This window comes from Nocardia jiangxiensis NBRC 101359 (assembly GCF_000308615.1).
In the GTDB taxonomy this organism is placed as follows: Bacteria; Actinomycetota; Actinomycetes; order Mycobacteriales; family Mycobacteriaceae; genus Nocardia; species Nocardia jiangxiensis.
The window spans coordinates 326,130-341,598 of sequence record NZ_BAGB01000012.1; the positions used below are offsets into that span (position 1 = coordinate 326,130).

Annotated in this window: 16 protein-coding genes; 8 read left to right on the forward strand and 8 right to left on the reverse strand. The window is 67.8% G+C overall.

The features are described 5' to 3' along the window. Positions 1 to 48: 48 nt before the first annotated feature. Together ON40_RS04575 and ON40_RS04580 are read left to right on the forward strand one after the other, a co-directional pair. Positions 49 to 912: an alpha/beta fold hydrolase gene (locus ON40_RS04575; protein ID WP_040818690.1), complete on the forward strand. Its 864-nt coding sequence runs from the start codon at positions 49 to 51 to the stop codon at positions 910 to 912. Between the two features lie 124 nt (positions 913 to 1,036). Further along, positions 1,037 to 2,725, forward strand: coding sequence for a 3-ketosteroid-delta-1-dehydrogenase (locus tag ON40_RS04580; protein WP_040818691.1), 1,689 nt, complete (start codon positions 1,037 to 1,039; stop codon positions 2,723 to 2,725). Between the two features lie 51 nt (positions 2,726 to 2,776). Here the strand turns inward: ON40_RS04580 and ON40_RS04585 are convergent, their stop codons facing one another. Then, entirely contained in the window at positions 2,777 to 3,394 is a 618-nt protein-coding gene (locus tag ON40_RS04585) for a TetR/AcrR family transcriptional regulator (protein WP_040818693.1), read from the reverse strand. A gap of 265 nt (positions 3,395 to 3,659) precedes the next feature. On the opposite strand from ON40_RS04585, the gene ON40_RS04590 reads away from it, so the two are divergent. Beyond that, the gene (locus tag ON40_RS04590; RefSeq protein WP_218008735.1) at positions 3,660 to 4,496 is read left to right on the forward strand and encodes an IclR family transcriptional regulator; all 837 of its coding nucleotides are present in this window, start codon (positions 3,660 to 3,662) and stop codon (positions 4,494 to 4,496) included. 28 nt (positions 4,497 to 4,524) lie between these two features. Here ON40_RS04590 and ON40_RS04595 read toward each other — a convergent pair whose 3' ends face one another. Beyond that, positions 4,525 to 5,355, reverse strand: a complete 831-nt coding sequence (locus tag ON40_RS04595; protein WP_040818695.1) for a mycofactocin-coupled SDR family oxidoreductase — start codon at positions 5,353 to 5,355, stop codon at positions 4,525 to 4,527. Next, positions 5,355 to 6,164: a mycofactocin-coupled SDR family oxidoreductase gene (locus ON40_RS04600; RefSeq protein ID WP_040818842.1), complete on the reverse strand. Its 810-nt coding sequence runs from the start codon at positions 6,162 to 6,164 to the stop codon at positions 5,355 to 5,357. Before ON40_RS04600 ends, ON40_RS04595 begins: the two co-directional genes overlap by 1 nt. Positions 6,165 to 6,368: 204 nt before the next feature. On the opposite strand from ON40_RS04600, the gene ON40_RS04605 reads away from it, so the two are divergent. The 4 genes from ON40_RS04605 to ON40_RS04620 all read left to right on the forward strand — a co-directional run bounded on the left by ON40_RS04605 (position 6,369) and on the right by ON40_RS04620 (position 11,535). Then, on the forward strand, positions 6,369 to 8,831 hold the full coding sequence (locus ON40_RS04605; RefSeq protein WP_218008736.1) for an MFS transporter: 2,463 nt from the start codon (positions 6,369 to 6,371) through the stop codon (positions 8,829 to 8,831). Positions 8,832 to 8,890: 59 nt separating this feature from the next. Beyond that, complete coding sequence (locus ON40_RS04610) at positions 8,891 to 9,367, forward strand: MarR family winged helix-turn-helix transcriptional regulator (RefSeq protein WP_040818699.1); 477 nt, start codon at positions 8,891 to 8,893, stop codon at positions 9,365 to 9,367. 63 nt (positions 9,368 to 9,430) lie between these two features. Then, positions 9,431 to 9,631, forward strand: a complete 201-nt coding sequence (locus ON40_RS04615) for a hypothetical protein (protein WP_040818701.1) — start codon at positions 9,431 to 9,433, stop codon at positions 9,629 to 9,631. A 239-nt stretch (positions 9,632 to 9,870) separates the two neighbouring features. Further along, positions 9,871 to 11,535 (forward strand): putative bifunctional diguanylate cyclase/phosphodiesterase, encoded by a 1,665-nt coding sequence (locus ON40_RS04620; RefSeq protein ID WP_245567658.1) that lies wholly within the window; start codon positions 9,871 to 9,873, stop codon positions 11,533 to 11,535. Here the strand turns inward: ON40_RS04620 and ON40_RS04625 are convergent. From ON40_RS04625 to ON40_RS04635, 4 genes are all read right to left on the reverse strand, one after another. Continuing rightward, a complete protein-coding gene (locus tag ON40_RS04625) occupies positions 11,495 to 11,902 on the reverse strand; it encodes a DUF5994 family protein (protein ID WP_051192675.1) in 408 nt (135 codons plus the stop codon). The genes ON40_RS04620 and ON40_RS04625 overlap by 41 nt on opposite strands. 53 nt (positions 11,903 to 11,955) lie before the next feature. Next, a complete protein-coding gene (locus ON40_RS04630; protein ID WP_040818847.1) occupies positions 11,956 to 12,420 on the reverse strand; it encodes a DUF5994 family protein in 465 nt (154 codons plus the stop codon). A gap of 142 nt (positions 12,421 to 12,562) precedes the next feature. Further along, a complete protein-coding gene (locus ON40_RS51665; protein WP_157186193.1) occupies positions 12,563 to 12,724 on the reverse strand; it encodes a hypothetical protein in 162 nt (53 codons plus the stop codon). Between the two features lie 154 nt (positions 12,725 to 12,878). Beyond that, the gene (locus tag ON40_RS04635) at positions 12,879 to 13,625 is read right to left on the reverse strand and encodes a TetR/AcrR family transcriptional regulator C-terminal domain-containing protein (protein WP_040818849.1); all 747 of its coding nucleotides are present in this window, start codon (positions 13,623 to 13,625) and stop codon (positions 12,879 to 12,881) included. Between the two features lie 332 nt (positions 13,626 to 13,957). Here ON40_RS04635 and ON40_RS04640 point away from each other — a divergent pair, with 332 nt between their 5' ends. After that, positions 13,958 to 14,911, forward strand: coding sequence for a lysophospholipid acyltransferase family protein (locus ON40_RS04640; RefSeq protein WP_040818704.1), 954 nt, complete (start codon positions 13,958 to 13,960; stop codon positions 14,909 to 14,911). Positions 14,912 to 15,011: 100 nt separating this feature from the next. On the opposite strand, the gene ON40_RS53115 is transcribed toward ON40_RS04640, so the two are convergent. Next, positions 15,012 to 15,164, reverse strand: coding sequence for a hypothetical protein (locus ON40_RS53115; RefSeq protein WP_169541823.1), 153 nt, complete (start codon positions 15,162 to 15,164; stop codon positions 15,012 to 15,014). Positions 15,165 to 15,469: the final 305 nt, after the last annotated feature.

Below are 15,469 nucleotides of genomic sequence, written 5' to 3' on the forward strand. Positions count from 1 at the left end.
CGGGAGCATGCCCGGATCGGGCTCGCAGATGATGGCATCGTCCGGCGCATGAGTTCACCAGTCGATTCCACCGCCCCCGAATTGCTCGAACTGCCCACCGAGCACGGGGTGCTGCGTTACCGCGAAAGTGGTGACGGCCCACCGCTTCTGCTGCTGCACGGCTCCGGTCCCGGTGTCACGGGGTGGCGCAATTTCGGAAACAACGTGCCGACCTTCGCCCGCCACTATCGGACGCTCGTGCTGGAATTCCCGGGATTCGGTGTCAGTGACGATTTCGGCGCCGTGCATCCCATGCAATCCGCGGGCACCGCGGTCCGCGCCTTTCTCGACGGACTCGGGCTGGACTGGGTGCCGATCGTCGGCAATTCGATGGGCGGTTTCGTCGCGACGGACTTCGCGCTGGCGGCCCCCGAGCGGGTGGAGCGCCTGGTCACCGTCGGCGGCATCGGAACCGCATTGTTCAGCCCGACGCCGGGGGAGGGCATCATCCGGCTCAGCGAATTCGTCGACAATCCCTCCCGCGCGGCGCTGGTCGCCTGGCTGCGCTCGATGGTGTTCGACCCCGCCCTGGTCACCGAGGAATTGATCGACCAGCGCTGGCAGCAGGCCACCGCTCCCGGGGTGATGGAGAATTCGCGCCGCATGTACAGCGGTGCGGCCCTGGCACGGATGGCCGAGGCGGCGCGCAGCGCCGATATCACGCCGAGTTGGGCCGAACTCCGGCGTATCGATGTCCCGACCCTGGTGACCTGGGGCCGGGACGATCGCGTCAGCCCGGTCGACATGGCGCTGATCGCGATGCGCACCCTGCCGCGCGGCGAGGTGCACGTGTTCCCGAATTGCGGGCACTGGGTGATGATCGAGCAGAAGGCCGCCTGGGAATCCGCGGTCCTGGCGTTCCTCGGTCGCTGAATTATGTGGTCCCGGGCCGAATTTCGAGGCGTCCGCTCATCGGAATCGGCCCTGGGAACCCGGAATTCGCCGCAATACCGTGTGCTCGACCGTTGGTCCGAAATCGAAGTGGAGTTCGAGTCCCATGAAGAAGAAAATGCCTCCGCTGGTGCAGGCTCACGACGTGACAGTCGACCTACTGGTTGTCGGATCGGGAACCGGTATGGCCGCGGCGCTGGCCGCGCACGAGCTCGGCCTGTCGACCCTGATCATCGAGAAGACCGAATACGTCGGTGGTTCGATGGCACGCTCGGGCGGCGCGTTCTGGATTCCGGGCAGTTCGGTGCTCCCCGAACAGGGCACGCAGGCCATCGCGGACGCCGAGAAGTACCTGCGTTCGGTGGTCGGGGATTCCGCGCCGGCCGACCGTGGGCAGGCCTTCCTCGAACACGGACCCGCGGCCGTCGAGATGCTTCGCCGCACCACGCCGATGCGATTCTTCTGGGCCGAGGGCTACTCCGACTACCACCCCGAGGAGCCGGGCGGCCGTGCCGCGGGCCGCACCTGCGAATGCCGCCCCTTCGACGCCTCGAAACTGGGCGCCGAGCGGCCGCGCCTGCGTCCCGGTGTCATGGCGGCTCCCGTTCCCATGCCGGTGACCGGCGCCGACTACAAGTGGATGAACCTGTTGGCGCGCAAGCCCGCCAAGGCGCTCCCGCGCATCGTCGCGCGCGCGGCGCTGGGCCTGGGCGGCATGCTGATCGGCCGCGACTACATGGCCGGCGGCCAGGCGCTCGCGGCGGGCATGTTCACCGGTGTGCTGCGCGCCGGTATCCCGGTGTGGACGGAGACGAGTCTCGAGCGGCTGTGCTACGACGACGGCCGGGTCTCGGGTGCCGTTGTGCGCCAAGGTGATCGGGAGGTCACCGTGACCGCGCGCCGCGGCGTCGTCCTCGCCGCCGGTGGATTCGACCACGATATGCCGGCGCGTCACGAGTTCCAGTCGGCGCGGCTGGGCAGTCACGAGAGCCTGGGGGCGGAGGGCAACACCGGCGACGCCATCCACGCGGCGCGGGAGATCGGCGCGGACGTCGCGCTGATGGATCAGTCGTGGTGGTTCCCGGCGTTCGCGCCGCTGCCCGGCGCCCAGCCGGCGGTCATGCTCGCCGAACGGTCGCTGCCCGGTTCGTTCATCGTCGACCAGACGGGACGGCGATTCATCAACGAGGCCACCGATTACATGTCCTTCGGTCAGGCCGTGCTCGCCCGCGAACGCGCGGGTGATCCCGTGGAACAGATGTGGCTGGTGTTCGATCAGCGCTACCGCAACGGCTACGTCATGGCGGGCGGCGTCTATCCGCGCCAGCCGATTCCCGAGTCCTGGTACCGGGCCGGTATCGCGCACCGCGCGAACGACATGGCCGAGCTGGCCGTGAAGATGAATGTGCCGAGCAGTACGTTCGTCGACACCGCCCGGCGCTTCGACGAACAGGCCGATGCCGGAACCGATCAGGAGTTCGGCCGCGGCGAGAGTGCCTACGACCGTTACTACGGCGACCCGACCGTCACCCCGAACCCGAACCTGGCGGCGTTGCGCCAGGCTCCCTTCTACGCCGTGCGCATGGTGTTGAGCGACCTGGGCACCTGCGGCGGCGTCGTCGCCGACGGGCACGCTCGCGTCCTGGGTGGCGACGGTGCGGTCATCGAGGGGCTCTACGCGATCGGGAACACGGCCGCCAACGCGTTCGGCGCCTCGTATCCCGGTGCGGGAGCGACGATCGGACAGGGCATCGTGTACGGCTACATCGCGGCGCAGCACGCGGCTGCGAAGTAACGCGAGGGTGCGGCCGAGGAGTTTCGCGGGGGTGAATCCCGTTGGGGTGGACTACTTCTCGGGAAGGCGTCGCAGTCCGCTCAGCGCCATGCCGAAACCGCGGAACTCCAAACGCCCCACCTCGGAGTAATCCCCGGAACCACTGGCATCGACCCAGTGGTAGATGGCGTGGCGCATGGTCTGCACCACGAGCCGGGCCGGAAGATCACGCAGGAACGGCTCGGCGTCGAGTTCGTAGAAGCGGGACAGGAACTTCGTGATCCCGTCGGCGAGTCCCTCGCTCCACTCCACGAAGCGCAGGCGGTACTGCGGGGTGTTGACGATCAGCCGCACGAGCTGGCGATCGAAGTCGGGCACCTGTCTGGTGCCGACCTCCAGGGTGAGCGCGTAGGTGAGCACCTCGACCGGATCGGCGTCGTCGGGTGCGTTCGCCAACTCGCCCAGGATGATCGTCTCGCTGCGGCGCAGCAGGGGGATCAGGACGTCTTCCTTGACCGGAAAGTGCCGGTGGAAGGTGCGCGGTGCGATGCCGACGATCTCGCAGATCCGCTCGACCGTCGCCGACGCGTCGCCCTCGGCGACGAACAGGTCCCGGGCGGTGAGCGCGATGGTCATGCGCAGTTCCTCGGCGCGACGTTCGGTGAGAGTCGGACGCTTCGGTTTCGTCACCCCGGTCTTCCTCTCTGCTGTTGCTCGGTCACCGTCGGCCCTGTCGTCCGGAGCCGCGATCGCCCGGTCAGCGGGCTTCGGGTTGCCCGCCGATGGTACGGGTCGGTAAGTGTCAGATTATGACAGGTTACTCCGGACGCAGGCCGACGGTGAATCCGCGAACCGAAGTGTGAACCGCTTTACAGCGACCCGTGTATGTGCTTACACTCACACCTGTCAGATTGTGACATGAAGACACGATCTGACATATCTTTCGGAGGTCGTAATGGCAATGCTGCAACTCGAGGAAACCCCCACGGCGATGATCGATCGGGTCGCGTCGCTCCTGGAATCCTTCGTGGGTGAACGACCACTGACCCTGGCGGAGATAGCGCGCCGCTCGCATGTGCCCAGGTCGTCGGCGCATCGCATCCTCCAACGTCTCGTCGAACTCGGCTGGGTGCAGCGCAAGCAGTTCAAATACACCCTCGGTGTCCGGATGTTCGAGCTCGGTGCGCAGTTCCCCCGACGGCACAACGTCCATCGCGCGGCCGTGCCGGTGATGGCCGACCTGCATCGGCGCAGCGGACTGACCGTTCACCTGAGCATGCTCGTCGGCGCCGAGATCATGCATCTCGACCGCGTGGGAATCTGGCCCACGGCCGGCGGCCAGTGGAGTGCCGGCGCCCGTCAACCGGTCGCGACCACCGCGGCGGGCCGGGCGATGCTGGCGACCCTGCCGCCCGACCAGTGGGCCGAACTCGACTTCGAGGATGCCCCGACCTGCTATTCCATCCGCTCGCGCAATCAGCTCGCCCGCGATCTGGATCGAGTGCGTGACCGCGGCGGCGTGGCGGTGGACAGTCAGGGCACCGCATTGGGGGTCACCGTGGTGGCCGCCCCGATCCCCACCGCGGACGCCGACGCCGACGAGCATTTCGCGCTGTCGCTCTGTGGCCCCACCCAGACGCTCGGTCTGGAGGCCGCGATCGTCGAGGTGCGCAAGGCCGCCACGACCACCTGGCGGGCCGCCGCCGGAGTGCCGCCGCTGCGCCCGCGCCCGGTCGCGGCAACCGGCCACGGTTCGCGCGCGAACATGCCGCACGCCCACTCCGGTCGGTGAGCGGGCGGCATGAAAGCAGTTCGCTGAACTATTCGAGGCAGTGCCCCGCGTCCACGGGCAGCGTGACGCCGGTGATGCACCGCGCCTCGTCGGAGGCCAGGAACAGGCTCGCGTTCGCGACGTCCTCGGGTTCGATGAAGGTCAGCGGAAGTAGATGCATCGTCCGCACACCGGCTTCGAACTGCTCCCGGGTCGGGTTCGGCACGCCGGAGAACGTCCGCATGGTGGACGGGTTCTCGATCATCGGGGTGCGCACGATTGCGGGATGAATCGTGTTGACGCGCACCGCATGTGGCGCCAGCTCGTTCGCCAGCGACCGCATCAGGCCGACCACGCCGTGCTTGGCGGTCGTGTAATGACCGACCCCGACCAGCCCGCGCAGCCCGGCGATCGAACTCATCAGCACGAGCGAACCGCCGCGGCCCCCGGCGAGGATCGCGGGAATTCCCGCCTTGCAGGTTCGCCACACACCGGTGAGGTTCACATCCAGCATCGTCTGCCAGCGCTGCGCATCCAGCTCGACGGCCGAACCGGTCGAGCTGATGCCCGCGGTCGCGCACAGCACATCGAGCCGTCCCAGCGCACCGACTCCCTCGGCCACCGCCGCGTCCAGGGCCCGCTGGTCGCGCACATCGGCCTCGAACGCGCGGATCCGACGGCCGACTTCCTCGACCGCGCGGACCGTATCGGCGAGGGTCTGTGGGGCGACTCCGGGAGTCGTCGTGCGCTCGGGCGCCGCGGCCAGATCGACCGCGATGATGTCGGCGCCCTCCTGCGCGAACCGGATCGCCTGCGCGCGTCCCACACCTCCGGCCGCGCCGGTGATCAGCGCGACCTTGCCTTCGAGTCGTCCCGTCATCATGCAACCTTCTGGGTCAGACCGGCATCCACGACCATCTGCAGGCCGGTGATGTACCGGGATTCGTCGCAGGCCAGGAACAGCACCGCGTTGCCGATATCGGCCGGTTCCACCCACGGGACCGGCAAAAGCGTTCTGGCCGCGAGCATTTCGGCCACGTCCTCGGCCGTGGGATCGTCCAGATCGGGACGCAGGCGCGCGAAGGTCGCGGGGTTCAGGATCATCGGGGTGGCGATGGACCCCGGATGGACCGTGTTCACCCGAATGGATCGAGGTCCCAGTTCGTTCGCGAGCGTCTTCGCCAAACCGGTGATCGCGTGCTTGGCCGTCGAGTAGTGCGAGGCCCCCGACAACGCCTTGATGCCCGCGGTGGAGCTCACGATGATCACCGACCCGCCGGCCGAATTCATCTGCGCGACTCCGGCTTTGATGGTGTGCCACGTCCCGGTGACGTTGACGTCGATCGACCGGTTCCACGTGTCGTCGTCGATCTCCCACGACGGTCCGGGGGTGTCGTAGACCCCGGCGTTGGCCAGGACGACATCGAGTGGCCCGAGCTCGCCCACCCCGCCTCGCACAGCCGCGTCGACCGCGTCGAAGTCCCGGATATCGGCGGTCGCGGTGAACGCTCGTCGTCCGAGTTCGCGCACCAGGCTCGCCGTATCCGCCAGATCGGCCTCCGCCTCCGGTCCGCCCTGATCCAGGAGCACGACATCGGCTCCCTCCTGCGCGAGCCGAACCGCACAGGCCCGCCCCGCACCCCTGCGCGCGCCCGTGATCAGCGCGACCTTCCCGGCCATTCGTGTCATCTCGACTCCCCGGTCCCAATCGGTATCGGCCATTTCATCGGGACGCGACGCTAGTGATCCGCGCGGCGCTTGGGAGGCCGATCTCCCATGTGGTGGGATCCACGGAAATAAAGTTGCTTTCGGCAACTAATTGGTAGATACTTGCCTGAGGCAACCAAGTGCAAGCATCGTCCCGCGGACTCTTCGGGCGCGAAAGGAAATTGGATGGCAACCGTAGCGTCGGCCGAGGCGCGGGTGACAGCACCTGATTCAGGTGTCCCGATGTCCCATCGGCAGATCATGGAAGCTCTGTCCGGGCTGTTGCTCGGCCTGTTCGTGACGATTCTGTCGTCCACCGTCGTGTCGAACGCGCTGCCGACGATCATCGCCGATCTGCACGCGAGCCAGACCACCTACACCTGGGTGATCACCGGGACGCTGCTGTCGATGACGATCACGACTCCGATCTGGGGCAAGCTCGCCGACCTGGTGAGCAAGAAGCTCCTGATCCAGCTCGCCCTCGCGATCTTCGTCATCGGCTCGGCCATTGCAGGTCAGGCACACAATCCCGCGATGCTCATCACGGCCCGGGTCATTCAGGGCCTCGGCGCCGGCGGCCTGAGCGCCCTGGTGCAGGTGATCATGGCGGTGATGATCTCGCCACGCGAGCGCGGCCGCTACTCCGGCTATATGGGCGCGGTCTTCGCGCTGGCCACGGTCGGCGGGCCGCTCATCGGTGGCGTCATCGTCGACACCTCCTGGCTCGGCTGGCGGTGGTGCTTCTACGTGGGCGTGCCGTTCGCCGTCATCGCGCTGATCGTGCTGCAGAAGACCCTGCACCTCCCGGTGACCAAGCGGAAGGTCAAGATCGACTGGCTCGGCGCGACGCTGGTTTCCGGCGCGGCCGCTCTGCTGTTGCTCTGGGTCTCGTTCGCCGGCAGCAAATACGACTGGCTGTCATGGCAGACCGCAGCGATGCTCGGTGGCGCGGTCGTGCTGGCGGCGCTGTTCATCGTGGCGGAGAACTTCGCGAGCGAGCCGATCGTGCCGCTGCATCTGTTCCGCATCCGCACCCTGTCCCTGTCCACGCTGGCCAGCCTGTTCGTCGGTGTCGCGATGTTCGGCGCGACGACCTTCCTCAGCCAGTACTTCCAGCTGGCCCGCGGCGACTCGCCGACGAAGGCGGGCCTGATGACGCTGCCGATGATCGGCGGTCTGGCTGTCTCGTCGACGATCTCCGGGCGCATCGTCAGCACCACGGGACGCTGGAAGAACATCCTGGTGCTCGGCGCCGGGGTGATGACCGTCGGGTACGGGCTGCTGAGCATCGTGCGCTACGACACCGCCTACTGGCAGGTGGCGATCTACATGCTCTGCGTCGGCGCGGGCCTGGGCATGACCATGCAGAACCTGGTGCTGTGCGTGCAGAACCAGGTCCGGCCGCAGGAACTCGGCGTGGCCAGCTCGACCGTCTCCTTCTTCCGCTCGCTCGGCGGCGCGATCGGCGTCTCGGCGCTCGGCGCGCTGCTGGGCAGCCGGGTCACCCACTACATGACCGACGGCCTGGCGCGCATCGGCGTACACACGCTCGGAAGCGGTGGCTCGGTGCCGAAGTTGTCCGCCCTGCCCGCCCTGATCCGCGCGGTCGTCCAGGATTCCTACGGGCACGCCGTCGGCAACGTCTTCATGTACGCCGCGCCGTGCGTACTGATCGCGGTGATCGTGATCCTGTTCATCAAGGAGGTGCCGCTGCGCACGTCCAACAGCCAGGAGCCGCCGGTCGGCGTGGTCGCTGCCGCTCCCGCGCCGGACGCCTCGGCGCACGGGCGGCACGCCAGGCGCCCGGTGCCTGCCTCCACCGCCGCGCTGTCCAACGGCCAGCACACCGCTGCCATGTCGGCGTATGCCTCCGGCCCGACGGGAGAGTCGCAGGGCGGCGGCATGATTCGCGGTTTCGTCCGCAACGGCGGTGCGCCGGTGCCCCGTGCCGTGCTCACGCTGATCGACGTCGGCGGGCGTCAGATCGGCCGCGCGATCACCGGTGACGACGGACGGTACGTCCTGTCTGCTCCCGGTACCGGCAGCTTCGTGCTGATCGCCGCGGCGGGAGATCATGACCCGCAGGCCGCGACCCTGGTGGTCGGCGACCAGCCGGTCGACTTCGACGTGACGCTCCTGGGTTCCGGCGGCCTCGTCGGAACCGTCCGCGGCGTGGACGGCGCACCGGTCGAAGACGCGACGGTCGTCGTGACCGACGGACGCGGTGAGGTCGTCGCCGGTGGCTCGACCGACGCCGACGGCGGTTTCCTCGTCTCGGCGGTGACCGCCGGCGTCTACACGCTCGCGGTCAGTGCCGCCACGTACCGGCCGGCCGCCATGCTGGTCGAGGTCGGCAGCGGACGGACCCACCAGGAAGTCGAACTGCTGCCCGGTATGCGGGTCCACGGGACGATCCGAGCCGAGGGCCGCGGCCCGGTCCCCGACGCACGCGTCAGGCTGCTCGACGAGGCCGGGAACGTGGTCGACGTGCGGACCACCGGCCCCGACGGAGAGTACGACTTCACCGGCCTGCGGGGTGGTCGATACACCGTCACGGCCACCGGCTACCCGGTGGTCGCGAGTGGGGTCGATCTGACCGGCGACGGCGACGACTCGCACGACCTGTGGCTCGGCCACCCCGCCGAATGACACAGATCCGCCGGACCGCCGATCGCGGCGGTCCGGCGTAGACCGATAGGTTGCCGGGTATGAGGGCACACGAAGGAACGACCGCCCGCGAACACGAGGCGTATCGGGCGGTCGAGCATGAGCTCGGCGTCCTGTTCCGCCGTGCGCGGGCGATGTCCGCCGAGGTGGCGCGCGCGGTGCACCCGGAGCTCGAGCCCGCCGCGTACGGACTGCTCATCGGCATCTACGACCATGCCCGTTCGCGCCCCAGCGATCTGGCCGACTACTTCGGCGTCGGCAAGGCCACCATCAGCCGCCAGGTGAAGGTGCTCGAACAGCTCGGGCTGATCGAGCGCCGGCCCGACCCCGACGACGGCCGCGCCCACCTGCTGGTCCTCACCGATGAGGGACGCCGGCGAGTGGAAACCGCCCGCACCGCCCGCCAGCAACGTTTCCACGCGATGCTCGCCACCTGGCCGGCGGAGGACGTACGCGTGCTCGGCAGAATGCTCGCCCGGTTCAACGACCTCGCCGAGAGCAAGGCGGACCGCCTCTGAGGATGGCCGAATACGGTGTGCGCGCCGGCCCTGTCGGCAAGCCGTCGGCGATAGCCTTGTCATATGGCCTTCGTGGTATATCTCGCAGATTCGACCGTTGTGAACTACGGAGTCGGCTACAGCTACACGTTCGGGCCGAGTGGGGTCCTCGCGGTCAGCGCGGCCGGGGTTACGCGGTTCTACGCGCCTGGCTATTGGATCCAGGTCGACGAATACAGCGCCGACGAGCCGCCGAGCCGATACGCGAGCGAACCGCAACGTTGAGGTCGGTGGCGCGGTGCATCGGGCGGCTGGTCACCGACGCGCCGTGACGACGAGTTCGAGTGCTCGGCCAGGGCTCCGACCTGGGTAATCCTATGGCTAGGCTGGAGGGATGCGAGGAGTTGGAACCCGTGGTGGTTCCCGTACTCGAGTGCGGGCAGCATCGGTGGTAGCAACAGCGAGCCTCATGTCCTGGACTACAGGGGCCTTCTTTTTTTGTCGGCGGACTGCTCGCTGCCACGGTGGCTGCACTGACGGGTGACGGGTTGGGCAGTCGCGCCATCGTGTTCGGGGTAGGGCTGGTCGCGGTTCTCACCGGCATCCTGCTGTATCTGATGGGTGAGCGCATGCCGGTGCGCGCTCACCCGATCCTGGTCTCGCTCGGGACCGTGCTGATCACCGTCGCCATTCATTGGCTCCCCGGCAACACCGCCGCGGTCACGCTGTCGTCGTTGTATGTCTTCGTCGCCTGCGACGCCGCGTTCTTCTTCAGCACGCCCGTCACCGGCCTGGAGATCGCGTTCGCCGTGGTGTGCTGCATGGTGGTGACGGGCACTCGCGAGCATTTGCACTGGTGGATCGGGGTGATCCCGGCCGGGGTGGCTGTGGTGGTCGGCGTTGTGGTCACGATTCTGGCCCGGATGGCCGCGGAAGCCGATATCGATCTGCTCACCGGGCTGCTCAACCGGCGCGGCTTCGATCGGTTGCTGAACGCCGAGATCGCCAAGGCCGGCCGGCTCGACCAACGCCCCGCACTGGTGGTGGCCGACCTGGACCGCCTCCAGACGATCAACGCCCACCTCGACCAGCCCACCGGCGATGCGGTGCTGCAGCAGGTCGCCGACATCTGGGGCGATCTGCTGGAGCCGGAACAGACGCTGGCCCGGCTCGGTGGCGACCTGTTCGCGGTGCTGCTCCCGGACACGACCGAACGGACCGCGGTCGGGCTCACCGACCGCATGCGCGCGGCGATAACCGCCGACTGCTCCGCGGGCGTCACGTCATGGCAACCGGGTGAACCGGCATCGATGCTGGTCAGCAGGGCTGATGTGGGCCGGTATCGGGCCAAGCAAGCAGGCCGCAACCTGACCAGGCTGGAATCCGGGCAGCGCATCGCCCTGGCCGAGGAACTGCGCCGGGCCATCGCGGAAGACAAGGTGGAAGTCCGGTACCAGCCGATCGTCAGCCTGCCTTTCGGCGGCAAGGTGGTCGGCGTGGAGGCGCTGCTGCGCTGGTCCTCGGCCACCGAGCCCGGCCTCGGCCCGAACGGCGTGATTCGCGCCGCGGAGGAGTACAACCTGATCGCCGACCTGGACCGGGTGGTGCTACGCCGGGCCTGTCTGGACGCGGCCAGGATGCAGAGAACTGTCCCCGATTTCGACCTCACGCTGAACGTCAATGTCAGCGGTCTGGAGTTGGCCGACAGCGATTACGCCAATCGGGTACGGAGCACTCTGCGCAGTACCGGCTGGCACGCCGGGCAGCTCGTGCTCGAGGTCACCGAGACGCAGTTGGAGGCCGAGTCACCGAACGCGATCGATAACCTGAATGCCTTGCGGGACACCGGCGTACACATCGCCATCGACGACTTCGGCACCGGTTACTCATCCTTGAGCAGGCTGGCGGCCATCCCATCGGACATCCTCAAGGTCGACCGGTCCTTCGTCGCGGCGATCACCGCTGACTCACCCGCGCCACCGCTGCTCGGGGTGATCAAGGCGCTCAGCAAGGCACTCGACATGGAGGTCATCGCCGAAGGCGTGGAGAACGCGCACCAAGCGGCGGTGCTCGCCGACCTCGGCTTCTCGCTGGCGCAGGGCTACCACTACAGCGTCCCCCGGACCGCGCAGGCGATTCTCGACGAACTCATCGAGCAGCGCGGCATGGTCGCGCACAACGAGCGTTGATCGTCGGCGCCTGCACGTTCGGCGACTCCACGACTCGCGCTGCGATTGTCCGGGTGCATCGGTCGTACAGCAGGGGTTGTCCGGTCGCCCACCGCATCCGGGTGGCTGCTTGTTCGGTCGCGGTGTCGGCGGGTACTACGAGCAGTGCCAGCCGCGTGCCGTGCAGGCCGAACAGCTGCATGATGCCGCCCTGTCCACCGTCGCCGGTGGATGCTGTTGTGTTCCAGTCGAATCCGATTTGTTCCAGTCGACCCAGGCGTGGTGCGAGAATATCGATCACCTGATGTAGTTCGGTCATCGGCTCGGCGGTGCGCGGCCACCATGCGCCGTCGATCGACCCGGTGGCGGTGTCTCGCTCGCGCAGCATCAACCGTGGTGCTCGAGGCCGTGCTTTCTCCGACGACGGCACAGGTGCACCGGTCATGTCGGAATGTCGCCCGGGGCGTTGTGCCCGGCCCGGAGGAGGTCGGCGACGGTCGATGTGTTTCCTCGGGTGGCCGCGGTCGTCATCGTGACGCGCGCGGAGTCGACGGTGGTGTGCGGCGGGACGATCAGTAGCGCGATCCTGGCGCCGGTGAGACCGACAACGTCGAGGGTGTGGGGCGTTTTGCGGTGGAATCCACCGAGTCGCACCCAGCTTGCGCCGGTGGTGAATCTGGCCGGTGTTTCGTCCCAGTCGCCGAGGTGGTAGATCACGCGATGCACCAGGCCGAGCCGGGCCGCCAGCACCGTGAGCAGAGCCGGCAACTCGGCGGTGAGGTCATGGCTGTGCGGCCACCACGCACCATCGACCCATCCGGTGTGCGGCGGTCGGGTGTCGACCAGCAGCCGCAGTGCGGGTGGCCGGCGATTGTCCGGAGCGTATCGGGGCTGCTGTGCTGTCATGATCGATGCTCCCGTCTCGGTGCAAGCGGCGAATTCATCCGTCATCGCCGCAGCTGTGCCGGTGTGTTGGTGCAACCACCAGCAGGACCATTCGGCGATTACTGGTACCGAGTACTTCGATCGTGCGCAGGGTCGGCATATGTCAGCGCTTGAACATGCCCCTCAGATTGTGTTCCAGCCAGTCGAAGGGGCCATGCCTGTCTGCCCGCCCTTCGGTGGGGCTCCGGGCGCCGGCGTCACGGAAGCGCTTCTCCAAGCCTTCCTTGGTGGTCCAGATTCGATGCGTGATCTTGTTCTCGGTCATCGGAGAAGATCCCGTCCCCGGATGTGCGATTCGGCCGCGGCGGCCGGATCGGCTGGCCGTTCGACGCACGCACCGGTTGTCACCCCAGCCTAGCCTTGGTTGCCCGACCTGTCTACATTGTAGAATAACGTTGTTGACATTGCATATTTCGAGGTCATCGCTGCTGGAAGGCGCCACTCTCGGGCGAGTTCGCGGCCAGGCCGGTGAGCAGGATGTCGAGCCCGCGCTCGAGTTCGGCGGCGCCGTCGTAGGCGGCCAGCACCGGCGCCAGTTCGCGCAGCAACGGGAACTCGCCGACGGGCAGCCGGTACAACCCGAGACGGAGCAGGTCGTCGGTTTCATCGGGGTTCTCCACGATCTCCTGCAACTCGTTGAGAACATGCCCGAACAGGAACCCGAACAGCGCCCGGTACACATGCAATGCCTCCGCACCGGAGAACCCGGCGCGCGTCAGCAATACCAGAATGTCCTCCAGTGGCCGCAGCACCGCCTGCGACCGCAACCCCAGCGGCGTCGCCAACGGCCGGGTCACCAACAGCGGCACCGCCCGCGGATGAGCCAATGCCAGCCGCCGGAAATCCCGTGCTACCGAACGCAATTGGGCTCTCCAGTCCGAATCGGTGGTATCGACCGACAACTGTGCCAACACCACCTCGGCCACACCGTCGAGTACCGCCGCCTTGTTCGGCACATGCCGATAGATCACCATCGGATCCCGCCCCACCGCCTCGGCCAGCCGCCGCATCGACAACGCCTCCACACCGTCACGATCGACGATCTCCAGCGCCGCGGCCAGCACCGCGGCCCGTGTCACCGGACCATCCTCGTGCCCGGGAGACCGGCGCTTGACAGGCTTCGTCCCGGGCTGGGCGGACTTGTGGTTGATCGGCGGTTCGGCCATCACGGACAGCATCCATTCTTCGACCTCGGCTACTCTGTCCAGATAGTGTAGACCTACATTGTTGACGTAGAGCGCGAAACGTGTGTACCGGGTCCTCGTGCAGAAAGTCGATCGCGGACATGATCCTGTCCACACACGTCACCGGCCCATTTGCTTTCCATCCCCGTAGACCTACAGTGTTGACATCGGGATTCGCTCAGAGTGTACTGAGAGCATCAACAGATCCGAGGGACCGTCATGATCGGGCTGGCGAACAACCAGGCAGCGGTACTCGATGACACCGATGCGCGTACCGGCGACCCGGAAGACGTTGCGTCCCCCAGGGCTCACCAGTGATCCGGCGGCACGAGCCGGGGCGGACGGCACCGAGTCCGGTGGCGTCGCTGACCGAACGGCTGGCCGGGGCAGTGCCGCGGCAGCCGCAGACGCTCGGCGAGCTGGCGCGAGGCACGATCCGCGGCACCGCCGACTTCGTCCGTCGGCGCCTCACGGGGGACTATCGCGTCGACGAGTTCGGTCTCGACGAGCATCTGCTCGAAGCCGTTCTGCTGCCGGCGCTGCGGCCGCTGGCACAGGTGTGGTTCCGGGTGCAGGTCAACGGCATCGAGAACATTCCCGAATCCGAGGGCGCGCTGATCGTGGCCAACCATGCCGGCGTGGTGGCGCTGGACGGGCTGATGGTGCAGCTGGCTGTGCACGATCAGCACCCCGGGCAGCGTGCGCTGCGTTTGCTGGCCGCCGACCTCGTGTTCGAGACGCCGATCATGGGCGGGCTGGCCCGTAAGGCCGGCCACACCCGGGCCTGCCGCGTCAACGCCGAGCGGCTGCTGCACTCGGGCGAGCTGGTGGGCGTGTTCCCCGAGGGCTTCAAGGGCGTCGGCAAGCCCTACAGTCAGCGCTACAAGCTGCAACGCTTCGGCCGCGGCGGGTTCGCCTCGGCGGCCGTGCGCACGGGGGTGCCGATCATCCCGTGCTCGATCGTCGGCTCGGAGGAGATCTATCCCAAGCTCGCCGACATCAAGCCGCTGGCCCGGCTGCTCGGGCTGCCGTACTTCCCGGTGACGCCGCTGTTCCCGCATCTGGGCCTGCTGGGCGGTATCCCGCTGCCGTCGAAGTGGTACATCGAATTCGGCGAACCCATCACCACCGGCGCATACGGCCCGCAGGCCGCCGACGATCCGGCGACCCGGTTCGAGGTCGCCAATCAGGTCCGCGAAACCATCCAGCAGACGCTGTGCAAGCGGCTCACCACGCGACGCAACCCTTTCACCGGCACCGTCAGCTGACGGTATTGCTGCACCGAGGCAGGCTCGGCCCGGGAATCAGGCCGGTCAGCTCGTTACGGCCCTGGTCGGCCGCGTCCCGTCCCCTCGAGGGGATCCCGCACTACTGCCCGCTCGCCATCACCGGCGGATCCAGCGCGGCGAGCCGGTCGGCGATCTCCCGCGTGATCGACCGCAGATCAGGCATCATGGTCAGCGCCCGAGCGTCGCCGCCGTCGCGGCGAGGGTGTGTGGTTCTGGTCGTGAAATCGGGCATCGCCCGGGGGCGTCCGGCTCGACCCGGGGCGTCGCGGCGTCGGTATCCAGCGGCTGTCCGGTCTCGAAGTAGTGGTTGTTCACGTGCTGCGGAAGGGAGTGACCATCGGAGGTGTGGGGAGCTGAGCAGTGCCACCGAGACGGTGTGGCAGCAGATGCCGGCGGACCGGGTCCGGCGGATGAGACGAAGTTCGGGCAGTGGGTGGAACAGTTGCAGGATCATGAGCGAGTGCTTGCGCAGCGCGAGGAGGTCGCGGATGCCCGGGACGAGATCGCTGACCGGCGTGAGGCGGCAGCAGACGCCCG

What these genes read in the sequence shown, in the direction of transcription:
- ON40_RS04605 (WP_218008736.1), top strand. Translation starts at nt 6,369, where the DNA reads ATGGCAACCGTAGCGTCGGCCGAGGCGCGGGTGACAGCACCTGATTCA.
- ON40_RS04600 (WP_040818842.1), bottom strand. Translation starts at nt 6,164, where the DNA reads ATGACACGAATGGCCGGGAAGGTCGCGCTGATCACGGGCGCGCGCAGG.
- ON40_RS04635 (WP_040818849.1), bottom strand. Translation starts at nt 13,625, where the DNA reads ATGGCCGAACCGCCGATCAACCACAAGTCCGCCCAGCCCGGGACGAAG.
- ON40_RS04590 (WP_218008735.1), top strand. Translation starts at nt 3,660, where the DNA reads ATGGCAATGCTGCAACTCGAGGAAACCCCCACGGCGATGATCGATCGG.
- ON40_RS04595 (WP_040818695.1), bottom strand. Translation starts at nt 5,355, where the DNA reads ATGACGGGACGACTCGAAGGCAAGGTCGCGCTGATCACCGGCGCGGCC.
- ON40_RS04630 (WP_040818847.1), bottom strand. Translation starts at nt 12,420, where the DNA reads ATGACAGCACAGCAGCCCCGATACGCTCCGGACAATCGCCGGCCACCC.
- ON40_RS51665 (WP_157186193.1), bottom strand. Translation starts at nt 12,724, where the DNA reads ATGACCGAGAACAAGATCACGCATCGAATCTGGACCACCAAGGAAGGC.
- ON40_RS53115 (WP_169541823.1), bottom strand. Translation starts at nt 15,164, where the DNA reads ATGCCCGATTTCACGACCAGAACCACACACCCTCGCCGCGACGGCGGC.
- ON40_RS04610 (WP_040818699.1), top strand. Translation starts at nt 8,891, where the DNA reads ATGAGGGCACACGAAGGAACGACCGCCCGCGAACACGAGGCGTATCGG.
- ON40_RS04580 (WP_040818691.1), top strand. Translation starts at nt 1,037, where the DNA reads ATGAAGAAGAAAATGCCTCCGCTGGTGCAGGCTCACGACGTGACAGTC.
- ON40_RS04625 (WP_051192675.1), bottom strand. Translation starts at nt 11,902, where the DNA reads ATGCTGCGCGAGCGAGACACCGCCACCGGGTCGATCGACGGCGCATGG.
- ON40_RS04575 (WP_040818690.1), top strand. Translation starts at nt 49, where the DNA reads ATGAGTTCACCAGTCGATTCCACCGCCCCCGAATTGCTCGAACTGCCC.
- ON40_RS04615 (WP_040818701.1), top strand. Translation starts at nt 9,431, where the DNA reads ATGGCCTTCGTGGTATATCTCGCAGATTCGACCGTTGTGAACTACGGA.